We start from the raw sequence: 15022 nt of genomic DNA, 5'->3' as shown, positions 1-15022 counted from the left end.
ATTTAGTTATATTGAATGAAAATTCTATCCATCTTTTGCACTGATTATGCATAAAAAAACTGTCCGCATAAACGGACAGTTTCCTTCTACATTTCAACTTCTATTCCTGCAACCGTTGCCTGTGCTTTTGCAAAAACACCTTTGGCAACTGCCAGATCAAAATATGCCGCTCCGACAGATTTGAAGAAGGTGATTTCCTGCTCCGATTCACGGCCGGCTTTACCGCCTTCAGCGAGTTCGCCAAGTTCAGCATAAATATTCTCAAACGACCAATCCCCATGTTGGGAACAATGAATCAATTCACCGGCTTCATCTTTAACTCCTGCCAAATCATCTGCAACGATTTTGTCTGTCTGAAACACCGTAACTTCATCCACTTCCCGCATGCTTGGCAAATAGGAACCGACTCCGTTGATATGGGTGCCCGGCTGCAGGTCCCGGCCGTCAAATACCGGATCGTTGGAACGCGTTGCACAGCAGATGATGTCAGCTTGCTTGACGGCCTGTTGGACATCCGTTTCGACTTCATACGGGATATCCACTCCGAAAGCCTTTAATCTCTCACCAAAAGCTTGTGCTTTTTCAGGGGTGCGGTTCACCAGGATGATGCGTTCGATCGCACGGACTTCCAGCACGCCGAGCACTTGTTCAAACGCCATTGCGCCAGTGCCGATGACGGTAAGGGTTTTACTGTCTTTTCTTGCCAGATATTCGGTTGCGATGGCACTCAAAGCTCCGGTGCGCAAACGAGTTAAATAAGAAGCGGTCATAAGTGCCACGTGCTGGCCATCTGTTGCATCCGTCAGCAATATCATGCCTTGCGTCGTCGGCTTTCCTTGTGCCGGGTTTTCCGGAAAAATCGTCACGATTTTCACGCCGGCAATATCTCCCGCTAAATCGGCGCTCGGCATGTAAAGAGACGATGCCTGGCGTTCGGGGAAATCCAGAACGGTGCGATGCGGATTATTGATTTTGCCTTGCTGTTTTGCTTTTAAGATGGCGGTGATGTCTTGGATGGCATCTGCCATATGATAAGTTGCCTGAATCTGTTTTTCATTGATGATGAGCATGGTTTCCTCCTTTAAAGAAAGTGGCTTACACGCGGCTTTCTTTGGCCGCCACTTTCGGTGCTGCCTGTTTTCCGCTTAAATCTTTGACTGCCCAAATAGCGGCAAGCGATATCAATGCGGTGATGATGATGTAAATGGCCACTGGCACATAAGAGTTATCGAAGCGTGCCAGTAACGCCGTCGCGACAAGCGGTGCGGTTCCGCCTGCCAATGCTGCCCCGATTTGGTAACCGAGCGTTACACCCGTATAGCGGACTTTGGCGTCGAAGATTTCAGAGAACATCGTGCCAAGCACTGCAGTAATCGGCGCCCAAATAATTCCTAGTCCTATAATCGTCGCGACTACAAGCAGCAGCACCGAGCCCTGCTGCAGCATCCAAAAGTAAGGGAAGGCGAATAACCCCATTGCCACTGCTCCTGCAATATACATTTTCTTGCGTCCAATCTTATCAGACAACGAGCCCATGACCGGTATTAGAATGGTCGTGATGACAGTTGCGATCATCACCGATCCCAACGTCGCTGTTTGGGAAAATCCAAGATTCGTTGTGGCATACGACACAACAAACGTGCCGAAAATATAGAAAGGTGCCGTCTCCACCACTTTTGCGCCAATTGCAATCAGCACTTCGCGCCAGTGGTATTTCAACGTATCAACAATCGGCAATTTCGGAATTTCTCCCGATTCCTGCACTTTCTTGAATTCCGGTGTTTCATCGATTCCTTTACGGATCCACAATCCGAAAATAACCAAAAATGCACTTAGGATAAACGGTACGCGCCAGCCCCATGCCATAAACGCGCCCTCTGGAAGCAGCGTCATCACCCATAAAGCCAATGTCCCCATTACCATCCCGATGGTTACACCCATTTGGGGAATACTGCCGAAGAATCCGCGCTTTTCAGGCGGAGCATATTCTGTCGCAAGCAACAGCGCCCCTCCCCATTCGCCGCCGATTCCAAGCCCTTGAACCAAACGCAAGGTGATCAATAAAATCGGAGCCCAAATGCCGATTGCCTGGTAAGTCGGCAATAAGCCCATTCCAAATGTCGCAAGCCCCATTAAGCTTAACGTAATGACCAGCGTTTTCTTGCGGCCAATGCGGTCCCCGATATGGCTGAAAATAATGCCGCCGAAAGGACGGATGAAAAATGACAGTGCGAATGACGCATAAGCCAGCATCAGCCCGACTGTCGGATCTTCATTGACAAAAAATAATTGGTTAAAAACTAATGCCGCCATCGTTCCATATAAGAAATAATCAAACCATTCAATCGAACTTCCCACTAAACTTGCCGTTAAAACCCGCCTTGTCTGCTTTTTATCCATACTGTTTCCCCCTTGAATGAAATAATTAAAATTGAAGTGGCACTTCAATTCATCCCTCCGTCCATTTTAGACAGTTAGAAATTTTCTGTCAATAGAATTTGTTTTTTCATTGCTGGGATTCTTTCAAGTAAGGTATGATGAAACGAGATATCATAACAAAGTGAGGAAATGTATATGCCTACTGGTTCAATAGGTGCGACCTTAAAAGGCCTTCGCAAAGAGCGAAAAATGACATTAAAGGAATTGGCCGACGAGACCGGTGTATCCATCAGTTTTCTTTCCCAAGTAGAGCGTGGAAAATCAAGCGTCACCTTGGAATCGCTGCGAAAAATCTCGGATGCTTTGAACGTAGACCCGAGCGCTTTTTTTGCAGCTGGCGATACCGGACAGGATGACCTGGCTGTCCGGTTGGAACGATTTTATTATAAAGATTTATCGAATGGCGTGAAGGAAGCGGATTTTTCCCCGATCCTCGTCACTTTACAGCCTGGCGAAAACAAAGGCAGTGCCTTTGCCCATAATGGCTACGAATTTATTTTTGTCGTGGAAGGTGTGCTGACGGTGGAAATCGACGGCCAGCGATTTGAACTCACTGAGCAGCAGTCAACGCTGTTCGATGCCCGCAAAACCCATTACTGGTTCAATATGACCGAACAGGACGTCCGCTTTCTGGTCGTCTCATCCAAAACGAATTAAGGAGAGTGCCAGATGAATACACAGTTAAATCCAGCAGTTGACCAATATATTGAAGAACTTCCCGAACATATCCAAAAAATGGCCGTTGAATTGCGCCAATTGATTTTTGAGGTTTCCGAACAAATGAAAGAAGAAATCAAATGGGGGAAACCCAGCTATTCACGTCATGGGTTGGTGTGCTACTTGCAAACTGCCAAAAACCACATCAACTTCGGTTTTTATCAAGGCGCCCAGCTGGATGACCGTGATGGGTTACTGGAAGGCGACGGCACGAAGATGCGCCATATCCGCGTCAGAAAGCTGGATGACATCCAGCCCCAACCTTTTAAGAACTTGATTTGGGAAGCAATTGAGCATAATCAGAAATGACAAAAAGGATGACTCTCTGGAGTCATCCTTTTTTTGTTATCTTATGCCCAAGTTGCGGCTGGTTATGCCCAAGTTTTCAATTTTATGCCCAACTCACCAAAAACACTGATTTATTTCTCTGCTACCGCTTCGAAAGTGATGCACTCGCCAGCTTTGGTCGGATACTCACCGTATTGGTAATCTGCGGAAATGGTGACGTCCGTGAATCCGGTCTGCTCCAAGATTGATTTAAACTCTTCAACACCATACCAGCGCATCGGGAAGCGTTCTAGTTCAGTGGCGATGAGTTTTCCGTCACGCCACTTTTCGTAGCGGCCGTGGGAAACCGTGTATTGATTAATCCAGTCCACTTCCACTTTCTTGTTTTCCAGTGTAATCGTCTCACCATTTTCCAGCGCCCATGTACGGGTTGAAATTTTCCCTAATTCGATTTCCCGCTGCACATACAAGTCGACGATCAGCTTGCCGCCGTCTTCCAGATGATGATGGAAGTTCCGCAATGCTTTCAAAGACTGTTCCCGCTCATGAAGCAGCAGAAAGGTACCCGTCGGGATGATGATGGCACCGTATTGCTGATTTATTGAAAACGACTCCATTTTTTCTTCAAACAAGTTTGGCTTCAAGTTTCTTTTGCTGCAATTGTCCCGGCACTTTTCGAGCATTTCCGCCGAAACATCAAAACCATCCACTTCAAAGCCAGCTTCAAGCAGCGGTATAAGCATCCGCCCCGTCCCTGCTGCCGGCTCTAAAATCCTCCCGCTTGTTTGTCCAAGCCGTTCCTGGTAATACTCGATATCGCCGAACGAACTGCCGACCGGTTTATCCAAGTCATAAACTTCTGTTGATAGTTTGCTGTAGTAATTTAGCAATCCATTTCCCCCTTAATTTGTAAGCCCCGTCTTCTTCTATTCTAATAGATGTTTGAAGACATACAAACCATTATTCTTCTCTACAACTTTCTATGCCTTTTCAAAACAACATTATTCAGCGCAATAAAGACCGCAGCGAAAATCACTAATGCCAGCAAATCTCCGCTGATTTCATCAAAGCCGAGACCTTTATACATTACGGCTTTTAAAGCGTCTGCCGCGTAATAGATCGGCATGATTCGCCCGATTGCCTGCAGCCAGTCCGCCAGCCCTTCGAGCGGAAAAATGCCGGCAAAAAAGATTTGGGGAACCACTACAAGCGGAATAAATTGGACCATTTGGAATTCAGAAGCCGCAAATGTTGACAGCAAGATGCCGAGCGACAATGCCACCAATGCGAGCAGTAAATTGGTAAGCAATACTAGCCAGACCGAGCCGACCAGCACCACATCAAGCACTGTAATCGAAAACGTCACCACAATGATGGTCTGGATCACCGCGAAAATCCCGAACCCCACTAAATATGCGGCAATCAGCTCGCCTTTGCGGATCGGGGTCGCCATTAAACGCTCCAAAGTGCCGGATACCCGTTCTTTCAATAAACCGATGCCGGAAATCAAAAACACGAAAAAGAAGACAAAAAATCCGATGAGCACCGGTGACAGCACATCGAAAAACTCAGTGTCTTCGCTGCCGTAAATATAAGCCGTTTCAAGCTGCATAGCCTGGTTTTGCCCTGTGGCCAGCAAGACCGTTTGGCTGACCTGTGCCAGCAGATTTTTTGCAAGCGTAGGGTCATCGTTCAATAAGGTCAATGTCAGCTGGCCGTTGCCCGATACCAGCAATCCATCCAAATCATCTTGTACAATGGTTTCTTCCGTGGCTTGTTCGTATGGAATAACAACGATTTTCCTATCCTCTAAGGCTGCAGCAAAGGGTTCATTGATTCCCACGATCCCAAGTTCCGGCTGGACAGTGTTGCCGTTGAAAAAGAGGTACATAAGCGTCAGAACAATTAAAGGCGCAAAAAACAGCAATGCCAAGGTCCGTTTGTCCCGCAGCATTTGCTTGATGATTCGGCGCACCAATGCGAGAATTCTCATCACAGCAGCCTCCCTGCTTTTAAAAAAACTTCTTCTAATTGAGCGGCTCCATAATAGTTCTTCAATTCGGACGGCGTTCCGCTTGCCAGAATAGCACCGTCCCTCACCATCGCCACTTGATCGCATTTTTCCGCTTCATCCATCACATGCGTGGTGATGAGGATGGTCTTTTGCTGTTTGTTTTTCAATTGAAACAACTCGTTCCAAATGGATACTCTGAGTTCCGGATCGATGCCCACTGTCGGCTCATCGAGGATCAGGATTTTTGGATCGTGCACCAGTGCAATAGCCAGCGACAGGCGGCGTTTCATCCCGCCGGAGTATGCCGATACTTTCTTGCTGAGATCATCCGTTAATTTGACCAAATCCGCTGCATAGGCGATGCGCTTTTTCATGTCCGATTTTTTCATCGGATACAAGGAAGCAAAAAAGTCCAGATTTTCCTTGCCGGTAAGTTCCGCATATAAAGCGTCGGACTGCGCCATATAGCCGATGTCCTTCAGCAATTCCAGATCCGGGACTTTCACATCCAGCACCCGGACCGTACCGGTGTCTGGTGCATCGATGCCGACAATCATTTTCACCAAGGTCGTCTTCCCCGATCCCGATGGGCCGATCAATCCGTATATCCGGCCTTCTTCAATCGACAAATCGATTTCCTGCAGCACCGTTTTCTTGCCGAAACTTTTGCTGACGTTTTTCAATTCAATGCTGGCGTTCATGGACAAGCCCTCCATTTCAGAAAAAACGAATGCATTAATACCTTGTATTTTACTCTTTTTCAATTTGATTCATAGCTGCTAGGGCAATAAAAAAACGATCTCCCTTAAGGAGATCGCTGTTTCATTATTTTATTCGGCTGACACAATACTGATAGATTTCTGCTGTTACCAGGCAGTCGCCTAAGGCATCATGGGCATTGTGCTCAAGCTGCAGATACTGCGCTAAAGTCCCCAGCTTATGGTTCGGTGTTTCGCGGATAGCTTTCCGCGCCAGTTTAACGGTATCGATCACCGTGTATTCCGGAATTGGCGCAATCTTGTCGAGTGCGTACAAAAAGCCCATATCGAACGGGGCGTTGTGCGCAACAATTGGCAGACCCTCGATAAACTCGATTAATTCGTCCACCACTTCTTCGATGGTTGGTGCATCCTGGACATCTGCATTGGTGATGCCGGTGATGCGCGTAATGGTCGGAGAAATGTATTGTTCGGGGTTGATCAAGAGGTACATGGTATCTTCACGATTGTGTCCGATGTATTTCACCGCACCAATCTGAATAATTTTATCGCTTCCTGCCCGCAGGCCGGTCGTTTCAAAATCCAGGACAACATAATTTTCTACCAGCTCATTGCTCGGTTTGTACTTCTTCGGGCTCGGCGCTTGGTTTCTCGTCCATTTTGGCCGGGTCTCCCGCATTTTCTGCTCGAGTATCTGTCTTGGATCTCGCTTGTCCATGCCGACCCTCCTTTCGTTGCTCCTTTTGTCTCACTATAACGGACAATCAGCGAAAAAATACCACTGATTGAAGTTTCTCTTTATTGTACCGGAAAACGTTTAAAATTTCCGTTATGGTGCTATACAAATAGTAAGAAAATCTATAGGAGGAATCAAAAATGGCCCGTGGAGGATTTTCAGACAAACTGAAAGGCGTTGTCAGCAGAACCAAAGGTGAGGTCAAAGATCAAGTAGGTAATGCTACAGACAATTCACGGATGCAAAGTGAAGGCAAGGTGGACAAAACCAAAGGCAAATTCCAAAAAACCATCGGAAAATTAAAACGCGGTTCTTAACATCCGGCTTAACTGCCGGATTTTTTTATTTCCTTTCCGCTTTACCGGTCCGATTGATTCAACAAACAATCAGTGAAGGATGAAACCCCTCACTGATTAAGCTTCTCTTTATCCCGTTTTAACGGTCAGTGGGAAGAGCATCCACTGATTAAAGTTTCTCTTTATTCCACTCTTCTGCAAGCATGCCATAGACGACATGGTCTACGTAATGGTCGTACAGCCATTCCGCTTGTCGAATTGTGCCTTCTTGTACATAGCCAAGACGTTCCGGAATACTGCGGCTTTTCTGATTACCGACAGCCGCACGGATTTCCACTTTATTGAGCTTCAGCTCATTCAGTGCATACTCAGTGAATGCTTTTGCGACGCGCGTCATGATGCCGTGCCCTTGATATTCTGGGGCAAGCCAATAGCCGATATAAGCCGTTTTGTTCGCTTGGTTGATGTTATTGAAACCGCCCATCCCGACAATTTCTCCTTTAAAGAGGATTGCTGCATTCAAGGTTTTGCCTTCTGCATAGTTGCCTCTTCCCGTTTTAATAAAGTCTTGGGTATCTTCCAGTTTGGTTGTGAAATCGAGCCAAGGAAGCCATTCTTTCAAATAGTCACGCGAACTGTCGGTCAATTCGAAAATCCGCTTTGCATCTTCTATTTCAGGCAATTTCAAGGCTAAATCTTCGTCAATTTTATGTATAAACATACCAATTCCCCCTTAGTTTTACTTTATATCGTAGCATAACGGAGGTTTATTTGCGTTTAGAAATTTTTATTTGCGTTCAGCGAGGATTTATTTGCGTTTAATTTGTTTTATTTGCGTTCAGCTAAGGTTTATTTGCGTTCGCCTTATTTTATGCACATTCAATATTTTACCGCCTTGCTTTGTTATGCTGTTAATAAAAGAACAACCGAAAGGAGGACGCTGCTTGGATACTCTAGAGGAATTGACGATTGAATTGCCGGAGATTTTCGATTTCGGTATGAATCTAGCTTATATGCAACGCAACCCGAAAGAATGCATGTATACGGTTAAAGATGGAACGATTACGCGGGCGCTTGATGTTGGCGGAGAACGAACCCTGTTCCAGATCACTTGCCCCGATAACCGGTTTTTACACGTTCATTTTCTGACTGGCATCAAACCTGAAAACAAGAATGCGGTTGCTGCTTATATCCGCAACTGGTTCGATCTTGATAACGACCTCACTCTTTTTTACGAGATGGCGCAGCAAGACCCTCTATTGAAACAAACCGTCAGTGATTTCTATGGTTTGCGCAATATTGGCTTCCCGGATTTATTCGAAGCGCTGTGCTGGGGGATTTTGGGACAGCAAATCAATTTGGGTTATGCCTACACGCTGAAACGCCGATTTGTCGAGAAGTTCGGAGAATCCGTTGAATACAACGGACACGTATATTGGATTTTTCCTTCTTATGAAGAGATCGCTAAACTGCAACCTGCCGATTTAGCCGACATCAAAATGACCGTGAAGAAAAGCGAATACATTATCGGTGTGGCTCACTTGATGGCAAATGGCGCGCTGTCGAAAGCAAAATTGATGGCATTGGGAGATTTCAAACAGATTGAAAAAGAATTGATCCAAATCCGCGGTATCGGCCCTTGGACCGCCAATTATGTTTTGATGCGCTGTCTCCGCTTTCCGACTGCGTTTCCCATCGATGATGTCGGGCTGATTAATGCCCTCAAATTGCAGATGGCGCTTGACCGCAAACCGACCAAAAAGGAAGTTCTGGACGCTGCTGTTTCGTGGAAAAATTGGGAAGCCTACGCGACATTTTATCTGTGGCGGCTGCTGTATTAACAAAGCCGGCTTGAATCACACTCTCCTCAAAAAAACCCTCAGCCTTTATAAAAAGGCTGAGGGTTTTCAATTTAAGACAACGCCGCAATCCGCTCCCGGTATTTTTCAATCAGCCGGTTGTTGTGATCGTCGGTGCCATCGATATTGCCACTAAGGAACACAGGCGGTTCGAAATGATTATTGGCCATTTGCTGAATGGCTTCAGCGAAAATGGCGTTCAAGATCACTGCCCCCACTACGGTCGAAGTCGGGCCAAAAGGCACTTTGACATTTTCCGCTTCGAGGACAGCATCGCCTGCTACCGAATGGTTATCAATAACGAGGTCTGCCGCGTCATGCAAATGCTTGCCGCTTTGGTGTCTTGAAGGCTGGCTATTTGCGTATTCGAGTGATGTGAGGCCGATGACGAAAGCACCTTTTTCACGGGCCGCCAGCGCAAAATCAATCGGTACGGGATTGCGCCCGGAAGTGGACATCACAAAGACGACGTCTTCCGGCCGGAAATCCTGTTGCTCGAGCAGTTCTTCAGCAAAGCCATTTCTCCGCTCCAATCGGGAGGAGCGGGCGGCGCCTTCATGGAGCATCAGCGGTTCGATGAAAATCGGCTTGACCGGCACGAGCCCGCCTGCCCGGTAGAAAACTTCCTCGGCCAGGATATGGGAATGGCCGCAGCCGAACAATTGAATAATGCCGCCGCGTTGAATAGCAGCTGCCACTTTCCCGGCCGCTTCCATCATCACCGCTTTTTCCTGTTCTTCAACAAGCGCGAGTCTTTCCCGTACCTTCTCAAAATAAGAATTCAGCATAGCTGCTTAAACTCCCAGACCTTCGCCTACAATCAATTCATCGACAGCGGCCATTAATTTTTCTTCATCTTTGCCGTCTGCGATAATTTTGATTTCCTTGCCTTTTGAGATGCCAAGAGACATGACACCCATAATCGATTTCATGTTAACTTGCTTATCTTTGAATTCAAGCTTTACTTCGGAAGTAAAAGGCGACACGATTTGGACAAGCCGTGAAGCCGGGCGTGCATGAAGCCCTTCATCGCTGGTAATAGTATAGTTTTTTTCAATCATGTTCATTCTCCTTTTCGTCTTTTTAACGTTGGATTTCGGTGATGAATTTATAGCGGTCTGCCCGGTAGGTGCTGCGGACCACCTCAAAAGGAATGCCGCTTGCCAAATAACTGACTCTTTCGATGATCAATATGGCCGACGGCATGCCGATTTGCAGCAGTTCCGCTTCCTCTTGTTTAACGAGCGCCGCTTCCATCCGCTGCGAAGCGTGGCTGATTGCCAGTTGCTGCTCTTGTTCAATAAGGGAATACAGCGATCCGGCAAGTGCATCTTCACGGAGCTGTGGGAACAGCTTGACCGGGAGATATGTCCGTTCAATCGCCATCGGTTTTTCATTGGCATAGCGGATCCGCTCAACTGTGTACACTTCCTCGCTGTCCTCTAACTGAAGTTCCTTGGCAATATCCGGCTCGGGCAACCCCTTTTCAAAATTAATGACTTTGTTTCTCGGTGTCAATCCCCGCGCTTTCATGTCCTCGGTAAAACTGGTCAAACCGTTTAAAGGCTGCTCGACTTTTGGCGAAGCCACGAACGTGCCACGGCCTTTTTCCCGATACAGTAAACCTTCGTTCACCAAATTGGTGACAGACTGACGCACGGTCATGCGGCTAACGCCAAACAGCTCTGTTAATTCACGTTCCGATGGGATGGCTGTCCCAATAGGAAATTCGCCCCGTTCGATCCGGCGCTTCAGCTCTTCTTCAATTTGGACATACATCGGTATGTGCGACTGTTTGTCTAGCACCGCATTCACTGCCTTTCTGTTTCCACCAGATGATAAGCATCCCGGTCCACAATAAACGTTACGTCTTCGTGTTTCCATAAAAATGAAGCTGGAAAATCTTCACTTATCGGTTCTTCCATCAAGGTTTTTACCGCTTGTGCTTTTTCTTTCCCTGATACCAGCAGAAGTATTTTATCGCTTTTCAAAATTGATTCGATTCCCATTGTAATCGCATGCGTTGGCACTTCATCCAATGAATCAAAAAAGCGGGAATTGCTGTTTCGGGTCGATTCATCCAGTTCGATGCAATGCGTCAGACTGTCTTCAGGTGTCCCCGGTTCGTTAAAGCCGATATGGCCATTCGTTCCCATGCCCAGAATCTGCAGATGCACGGGCCCGATCCGGTCGAGGAGTGCCTCGTAGCGCATACATTCTTCATCTACGGAAGCAGCCTGTCCTTCCGGCAAATATGTATTGCGCATCTGAATATCCAAGTGCTTGAATAAATTTTCATACATGAAGCTGTGGTAGCTGTTCGGGTGATTTCGGTTCAGCCCCAGGTATTCATCTAAATTGATGGTTCGGACTTGCTTGTACGAGATTTCGCGGTTCTTGTATCCCTCTATCATTTTTTCATAAAGTCCCATCGGTGTAGAACCGGTAGCCAGCCCTAAAATTGAACGTGGATTTTTCACGACCTGCTTTTCCACTATTTCAGCAGCGAGCTTGCTCATTTCATCGTAATTTTCAACTATTTCTATATTCATGATGTCCCTCCTTGATGTATGCAATCGTTCCCCGGCAAATAGTCATTTGGACATCCAGATTTTCATCTAAAATGACAAGATCCGCATCTTTCCCCGCTCTAATGCTGCCTTTATTGGATAAGCCCAGCTCTTTTGCGGCATTCGAAGATGTCATCGCCACGAGTTCAGAAATCGAACAGCCCGTACACGATTGGACGTTTTTCAATGCGGTGTCCATCGTCAAAATGCTTCCAGCCAAAGCCCCGCTTTTAAGGCGCGCATCTGTTTCGGTGACTAGGACGTCTTGCCCTGCCAAATCATATATACCGGGTTCAAGCCCTTTTGCCCGCATCGCATCGGTGATTAAAATGAGGCGTTCTGCCCCTTTTTGCCGGAAAGCCAGCTCAACTGACTTCGGATGGCTATGGATAAAATCAGCAATGATTTCCACTGATAAGCGATTCTCTGTCAGAGCTGTTCCAACGACTCCCGGATCCCGGTGATGAAACGGGCTCATTTGATTGTAGAGATGTGTTACATGGCTTGCTCCTGCCTGAAGCGCCTGCTGCATCTCCTGCCAAGTGCCATCTGAATGTCCGATAGACACCCGTACGCCATCTGCTGCCACTTGTTCAATAAAACGGATGCCGCCTTCTGTTTCCGGAGCCATGGTCACCAGTTTAATGCGGTTTCCGCTCAACTTCTGCCATTTCTGAAAAAGCGCTGCAGAAGGTGGAATGATGTGTTCAACCGGCTGCGCGCCCGGCTGTTTCTCTGAAATAAAAGGCCCTTCCAGATGAATGCCCACCATTTCTGCCTGCGTTTCTTCCGATTGAAAAAAGCTGGCGTTTTGCAATGCTTTTGAGATTGCCTCTTCTGATTGTGTCATCGTTGTCGCTAAAAAGCACGTCGTACCTTCTCTCGGCAATGAACTTGCCATTCCACTAAGTGCTTCCGCTGTTGCATCCATTACATCAAAGCCGGCAGCTCCATGGATATGCACATCAATAAAACCTGGAACCACTGTCCAATTCTTGCCGGATGCATCGATGTGGATATCCGCTTTTTTTGAAAGCGACCGGGCTGTTTCCTTGATTTTCCCATCTTCCAGTAACAGCTCGCCAATAAAGCTTTCTGCCGTTGAATCAGCAATCGTGATATTGGAAATTAAAATGGTTTTCTTCATTAAAATGCCTCTCCTTACGAAAAACCAGGAAAATCACGGATGACATTCCTGGTTTTATATTGTCTGATCGGATTTACTTCTAATAGCGGAATAAAGCTTCTCTATTCAAAGTTTTTCTCGATCATTATTGAATTTTTAAGATGGAGACCGTGCCTTGATTCTGTGGACCTTTTTTCAATACCTTTAGTTCCTGGCCGGTTAGGTTTGTGAAAATGACCGGTGTTACAACAGATGGTGCATTCTCTCCAAGATAAGTAAGGTTCAGTTTCAGCAACGCATCTCCGCGCTGGACTAGCTGGCCTTGTTCCACTAATGTTTCAAAGCCTTCCCCGTTCAGTTTCACAGTATCCAGGCCAACATGGATCAAGATTTCGATTCCTGTATCCGTCACAATGCCAATGGCATGTTTCGTCGGGAATACCGTGACAACCCGTCCATCAACCGGTGAATAAAGCGTGTTGCCTGAAGGAATGATGCCAAAACCTGGCCCCATCATTTCTTTTGCAAATACTTCATCGGGCACTTCGCTTAATGGAATGATTTTCCCATCTATCGGCATGGCAAAATCTTCAGCACGTATTTCTTTTACCAATTCCGGCTCCGCTGATTGTTCTTCAACTGGCACGTCCAGACTTTCTGGTGTCGGGTTGCCGTTTGCCAAGCGGTTTTTCATCGCATCCGCCAAGAACTCAACCGCTGTGCCGATGACCACTTGGACGTTCGTTTTGTTGATTTTCATCAGACCCATTGCCCCGTGGCGCTTCAAGTCTTTTTCGCTTACTTTATCCGCATCTTTGACAGTGAGGCGCAAACGCGTAGTGCAGTAATCAACTGCTGCAATGTTGTCGCTGCCGCCAAGTGCTTCGATGGTGTGGTAAGCTCTGATATCAATTCCTTTATTGCCCGTATCTGTATTGCCGTTTTCAACGTCTTCGTCTTCACGCCCAGGCGTTTTCAGATCCAGTTTTACAATCAGGAAGTAGAAAATTGCAAAGTAGATGACTCCGGTTCCAAGGCCCATTACTAAGAGCACAAGCGGATTCGTCGCCAGTCCGTAATTGAGTATATAGTCGATGGCTCCTGCGGAAAATCCGAAGCCATGGTGGACATCCAGCGCATACGCAATCATCATCGATACGCCTGTCAGTAAAGCATGGACAACATACAGGATTGGAGATAAGAACATGAACGAGAATTCGATCGGTTCTGTGATTCCTGTCAGGAAAGATGTGAAGGCGATACTGAACAGCAAGCCGCCGACAACTGCTTTGCGTTCTTTTTTAGCCGCTGCATACATCGCCAGACAAGCTGCCGGAAGCCCGAACATCATGATTGGGAAGAATCCGGAAAGGAAAGGACCGGCTGTCGGATCTCCTTTTAAGAAACGATTGATTTCACCGCGCACAACTTCTCCCGTGGCATCAGTAAACGTTCCAAAATCAAACCAGACAATCGTATTGATTACATGGTGCAAACCAGTCGGCAAAAGCAAACGGTTCAAGAAACCGTACGCTCCAACTCCAAACATGCCGGCGTTTAAAATCCAGTCGCCAGCGCCGTCAATCATTTCCTGGACCGGCGGCCATGCATAACCCAGAATTCCGGCTAAAACCGTCATAGTAGCTGCTGTTACGATCGGGACAAATCGCCGGCCTCCAAAGAACGCCAGCCAGGCGGGGAATTTCACATTATAAAATTTATTGTATAAAAGCCCTCCGATAATCCCCGAAAGAATCCCCGCAAATACTCCCATATTGATCGATTCATTGATCGTCACAATTGCGGACGTCAATACCAGGTAGGCAATGGCACCTGCGAGCGCCGCTCCACCGTTGCTGTCATGGGCAAGCCCGAAAGCGATCCCGATGGCAAAAATGATAGCTAAGTTATCGATGATTCCTGCTCCCGCCGCTGATAAGAACGGAATGCCAAGCAAGTCGTCCTGGCCGAATCGCAAAAGCAAGGCTGCTGCCGGCAAAGTCGCGATTGGAAACATCAATGATTTCCCTATTTTCTGCAAAAAACTGAACACATTCATCCACCTCTTTTTTCTTAGTCTTAATTTTACTATAAAGTTAATGTGTATAGATGTCTATACCAATTCAAGCTTTAACACAAAAAAATGTATGCGTTTTCTTTTTTCTCCCCCAGACAGGTTTTGAAAGAATTTGCAGGCAAGCCGATTGTTTTTTGGCACAAACAAAAACACCTCCTGAAGTCCGTCGAATAAATAACCA

17 protein-coding genes are annotated in these 15022 nt (G+C 46.7%); 4 read left to right on the top strand and 13 right to left on the bottom strand.

Annotated elements, in window-relative coordinates; all coding sequences use genetic code 11:
* Window positions 1-86 precede the first annotated feature (86 nt).
* Window positions 87-1070, bottom strand: coding sequence for an ornithine cyclodeaminase family protein (locus AC3AQ9_RS13395; protein ID WP_488307999.1), 984 nt, complete (start codon window positions 1068-1070; stop codon window positions 87-89).
* A 25-nt stretch (window positions 1071-1095) separates the two neighbouring features.
* Window positions 1096-2400, bottom strand: a complete 1305-nt coding sequence (locus AC3AQ9_RS13390; RefSeq protein ID WP_488307998.1) for an MFS transporter — start codon at window positions 2398-2400, stop codon at window positions 1096-1098.
* Window positions 2401-2574: 174 nt separating this feature from the next.
* Here AC3AQ9_RS13390 and AC3AQ9_RS13385 point away from each other — a divergent pair, with 174 nt between their 5' ends.
* Both AC3AQ9_RS13385 and AC3AQ9_RS13380 read left to right on the top strand, forming a co-directional pair.
* The gene (locus AC3AQ9_RS13385; protein ID WP_488307997.1) at window positions 2575-3096 is read left to right on the top strand and encodes a helix-turn-helix domain-containing protein; all 522 of its coding nucleotides are present in this window, start codon (window positions 2575-2577) and stop codon (window positions 3094-3096) included.
* A gap of 12 nt (window positions 3097-3108) precedes the next feature.
* Window positions 3109-3465, top strand: a complete 357-nt coding sequence (locus AC3AQ9_RS13380) for a DUF1801 domain-containing protein (protein ID WP_488307996.1) — start codon at window positions 3109-3111, stop codon at window positions 3463-3465.
* Window positions 3466-3575: 110 nt separating this feature from the next.
* Here AC3AQ9_RS13380 and AC3AQ9_RS13375 read toward each other — a convergent pair whose 3' ends face one another.
* The 4 genes from AC3AQ9_RS13375 to AC3AQ9_RS13360 all read right to left on the bottom strand — a co-directional run bounded on the left by AC3AQ9_RS13375 (window position 3576) and on the right by AC3AQ9_RS13360 (window position 6895).
* On the bottom strand, window positions 3576-4334 hold the full coding sequence (locus tag AC3AQ9_RS13375; RefSeq protein WP_488307995.1) for a class I SAM-dependent methyltransferase: 759 nt from the start codon (window positions 4332-4334) through the stop codon (window positions 3576-3578).
* An 80-nt stretch (window positions 4335-4414) separates the two neighbouring features.
* Entirely contained in the window at window positions 4415-5437 is a 1023-nt protein-coding gene (locus AC3AQ9_RS13370) for an ABC transporter permease (RefSeq protein ID WP_488307994.1), read from the bottom strand.
* Window positions 5437-6159, bottom strand: coding sequence for an ABC transporter ATP-binding protein (locus AC3AQ9_RS13365; protein WP_488307993.1), 723 nt, complete (start codon window positions 6157-6159; stop codon window positions 5437-5439). Before AC3AQ9_RS13365 ends, AC3AQ9_RS13370 begins: the two co-directional genes overlap by 1 nt.
* A gap of 124 nt (window positions 6160-6283) precedes the next feature.
* Window positions 6284-6895 (bottom strand): 3'-5' exonuclease, encoded by a 612-nt coding sequence (locus tag AC3AQ9_RS13360; RefSeq protein WP_488307992.1) that lies wholly within the window; start codon window positions 6893-6895, stop codon window positions 6284-6286.
* Between the two features lie 158 nt (window positions 6896-7053).
* On the opposite strand from AC3AQ9_RS13360, the gene AC3AQ9_RS13355 reads away from it, so the two are divergent.
* Window positions 7054-7230, top strand: a complete 177-nt coding sequence (locus AC3AQ9_RS13355; protein WP_488307991.1) for a CsbD family protein — start codon at window positions 7054-7056, stop codon at window positions 7228-7230.
* A gap of 148 nt (window positions 7231-7378) precedes the next feature.
* On the opposite strand, the gene AC3AQ9_RS13350 is transcribed toward AC3AQ9_RS13355, so the two are convergent.
* Window positions 7379-7930 carry a GNAT family N-acetyltransferase gene (locus tag AC3AQ9_RS13350; protein WP_488307990.1) on the bottom strand — a complete coding sequence of 184 codons (552 nt, stop codon included), beginning with the start codon at window positions 7928-7930 and terminating at the stop codon, window positions 7379-7381.
* A gap of 184 nt (window positions 7931-8114) precedes the next feature.
* Between AC3AQ9_RS13350 and AC3AQ9_RS13345 the strand changes: the two genes are divergently transcribed.
* Window positions 8115-9050 (top strand): DNA-3-methyladenine glycosylase family protein, encoded by a 936-nt coding sequence (locus AC3AQ9_RS13345; RefSeq protein ID WP_488307989.1) that lies wholly within the window; start codon window positions 8115-8117, stop codon window positions 9048-9050.
* A 71-nt stretch (window positions 9051-9121) separates the two neighbouring features.
* Here the strand turns inward: AC3AQ9_RS13345 and AC3AQ9_RS13340 are convergent, their stop codons facing one another.
* The 6 genes from AC3AQ9_RS13340 to nagE all read right to left on the bottom strand — a co-directional run bounded on the left by AC3AQ9_RS13340 (window position 9122) and on the right by nagE (window position 14817).
* On the bottom strand, window positions 9122-9856 hold the full coding sequence (locus AC3AQ9_RS13340) for an SIS domain-containing protein (RefSeq protein ID WP_488307988.1): 735 nt from the start codon (window positions 9854-9856) through the stop codon (window positions 9122-9124).
* A gap of 6 nt (window positions 9857-9862) precedes the next feature.
* The gene (locus tag AC3AQ9_RS13335; RefSeq protein WP_488307987.1) at window positions 9863-10129 is read right to left on the bottom strand and encodes a phosphocarrier protein HPr; all 267 of its coding nucleotides are present in this window, start codon (window positions 10127-10129) and stop codon (window positions 9863-9865) included.
* Window positions 10130-10151: 22 nt separating this feature from the next.
* A complete protein-coding gene (locus tag AC3AQ9_RS13330) occupies window positions 10152-10874 on the bottom strand; it encodes a GntR family transcriptional regulator (protein WP_488307986.1) in 723 nt (240 codons plus the stop codon).
* A 5-nt stretch (window positions 10875-10879) separates the two neighbouring features.
* The gene (nagB, locus tag AC3AQ9_RS13325) at window positions 10880-11620 is read right to left on the bottom strand and encodes a glucosamine-6-phosphate deaminase (RefSeq protein WP_488307985.1); all 741 of its coding nucleotides are present in this window, start codon (window positions 11618-11620) and stop codon (window positions 10880-10882) included.
* Window positions 11601-12785 (bottom strand): N-acetylglucosamine-6-phosphate deacetylase, encoded by a 1185-nt coding sequence (gene nagA / locus AC3AQ9_RS13320; RefSeq protein ID WP_488307984.1) that lies wholly within the window; start codon window positions 12783-12785, stop codon window positions 11601-11603. Before nagA ends, nagB begins: the two co-directional genes overlap by 20 nt.
* Before the next feature lie 124 nt (window positions 12786-12909).
* A complete protein-coding gene (nagE, locus tag AC3AQ9_RS13315) occupies window positions 12910-14817 on the bottom strand; it encodes an N-acetylglucosamine-specific PTS transporter subunit IIBC (protein WP_488307983.1) in 1908 nt (635 codons plus the stop codon).
* Window positions 14818-15022 lie beyond the last annotated feature (205 nt).

This window comes from Planococcus sp. VCh962, from assembly GCF_057748275.1.
This window is presented reverse-complemented; position numbering and strand designations above follow the sequence as displayed.

Bases quoted from the DNA above. Each gene is read 5' to 3' on its own strand.
- AC3AQ9_RS13395 (WP_488307999.1), bottom strand. From the start codon at position 1,070: ATGCTCATCATCAATGAAAAACAGATTCAGGCAACTTATCATATGGCA.
- AC3AQ9_RS13390 (WP_488307998.1), bottom strand. From the start codon at position 2,400: ATGGATAAAAAGCAGACAAGGCGGGTTTTAACGGCAAGTTTAGTGGGA.
- AC3AQ9_RS13385 (WP_488307997.1), top strand. From the start codon at position 2,575: ATGCCTACTGGTTCAATAGGTGCGACCTTAAAAGGCCTTCGCAAAGAG.
- AC3AQ9_RS13380 (WP_488307996.1), top strand. From the start codon at position 3,109: ATGAATACACAGTTAAATCCAGCAGTTGACCAATATATTGAAGAACTT.
- AC3AQ9_RS13370 (WP_488307994.1), bottom strand. From the start codon at position 5,437: ATGAGAATTCTCGCATTGGTGCGCCGAATCATCAAGCAAATGCTGCGG.
- AC3AQ9_RS13365 (WP_488307993.1), bottom strand. From the start codon at position 6,159: ATGAACGCCAGCATTGAATTGAAAAACGTCAGCAAAAGTTTCGGCAAG.
- AC3AQ9_RS13360 (WP_488307992.1), bottom strand. From the start codon at position 6,895: ATGGACAAGCGAGATCCAAGACAGATACTCGAGCAGAAAATGCGGGAG.
- AC3AQ9_RS13355 (WP_488307991.1), top strand. From the start codon at position 7,054: ATGGCCCGTGGAGGATTTTCAGACAAACTGAAAGGCGTTGTCAGCAGA.
- AC3AQ9_RS13350 (WP_488307990.1), bottom strand. From the start codon at position 7,930: ATGTTTATACATAAAATTGACGAAGATTTAGCCTTGAAATTGCCTGAA.
- AC3AQ9_RS13345 (WP_488307989.1), top strand. From the start codon at position 8,115: ATGCTGTTAATAAAAGAACAACCGAAAGGAGGACGCTGCTTGGATACT.
- AC3AQ9_RS13340 (WP_488307988.1), bottom strand. From the start codon at position 9,856: ATGCTGAATTCTTATTTTGAGAAGGTACGGGAAAGACTCGCGCTTGTT.
- AC3AQ9_RS13335 (WP_488307987.1), bottom strand. From the start codon at position 10,129: ATGATTGAAAAAAACTATACTATTACCAGCGATGAAGGGCTTCATGCA.
- nagB (WP_488307985.1), bottom strand. From the start codon at position 11,620: ATGAATATAGAAATAGTTGAAAATTACGATGAAATGAGCAAGCTCGCT.
- nagA (WP_488307984.1), bottom strand. From the start codon at position 12,785: ATGAAGAAAACCATTTTAATTTCCAATATCACGATTGCTGATTCAACG.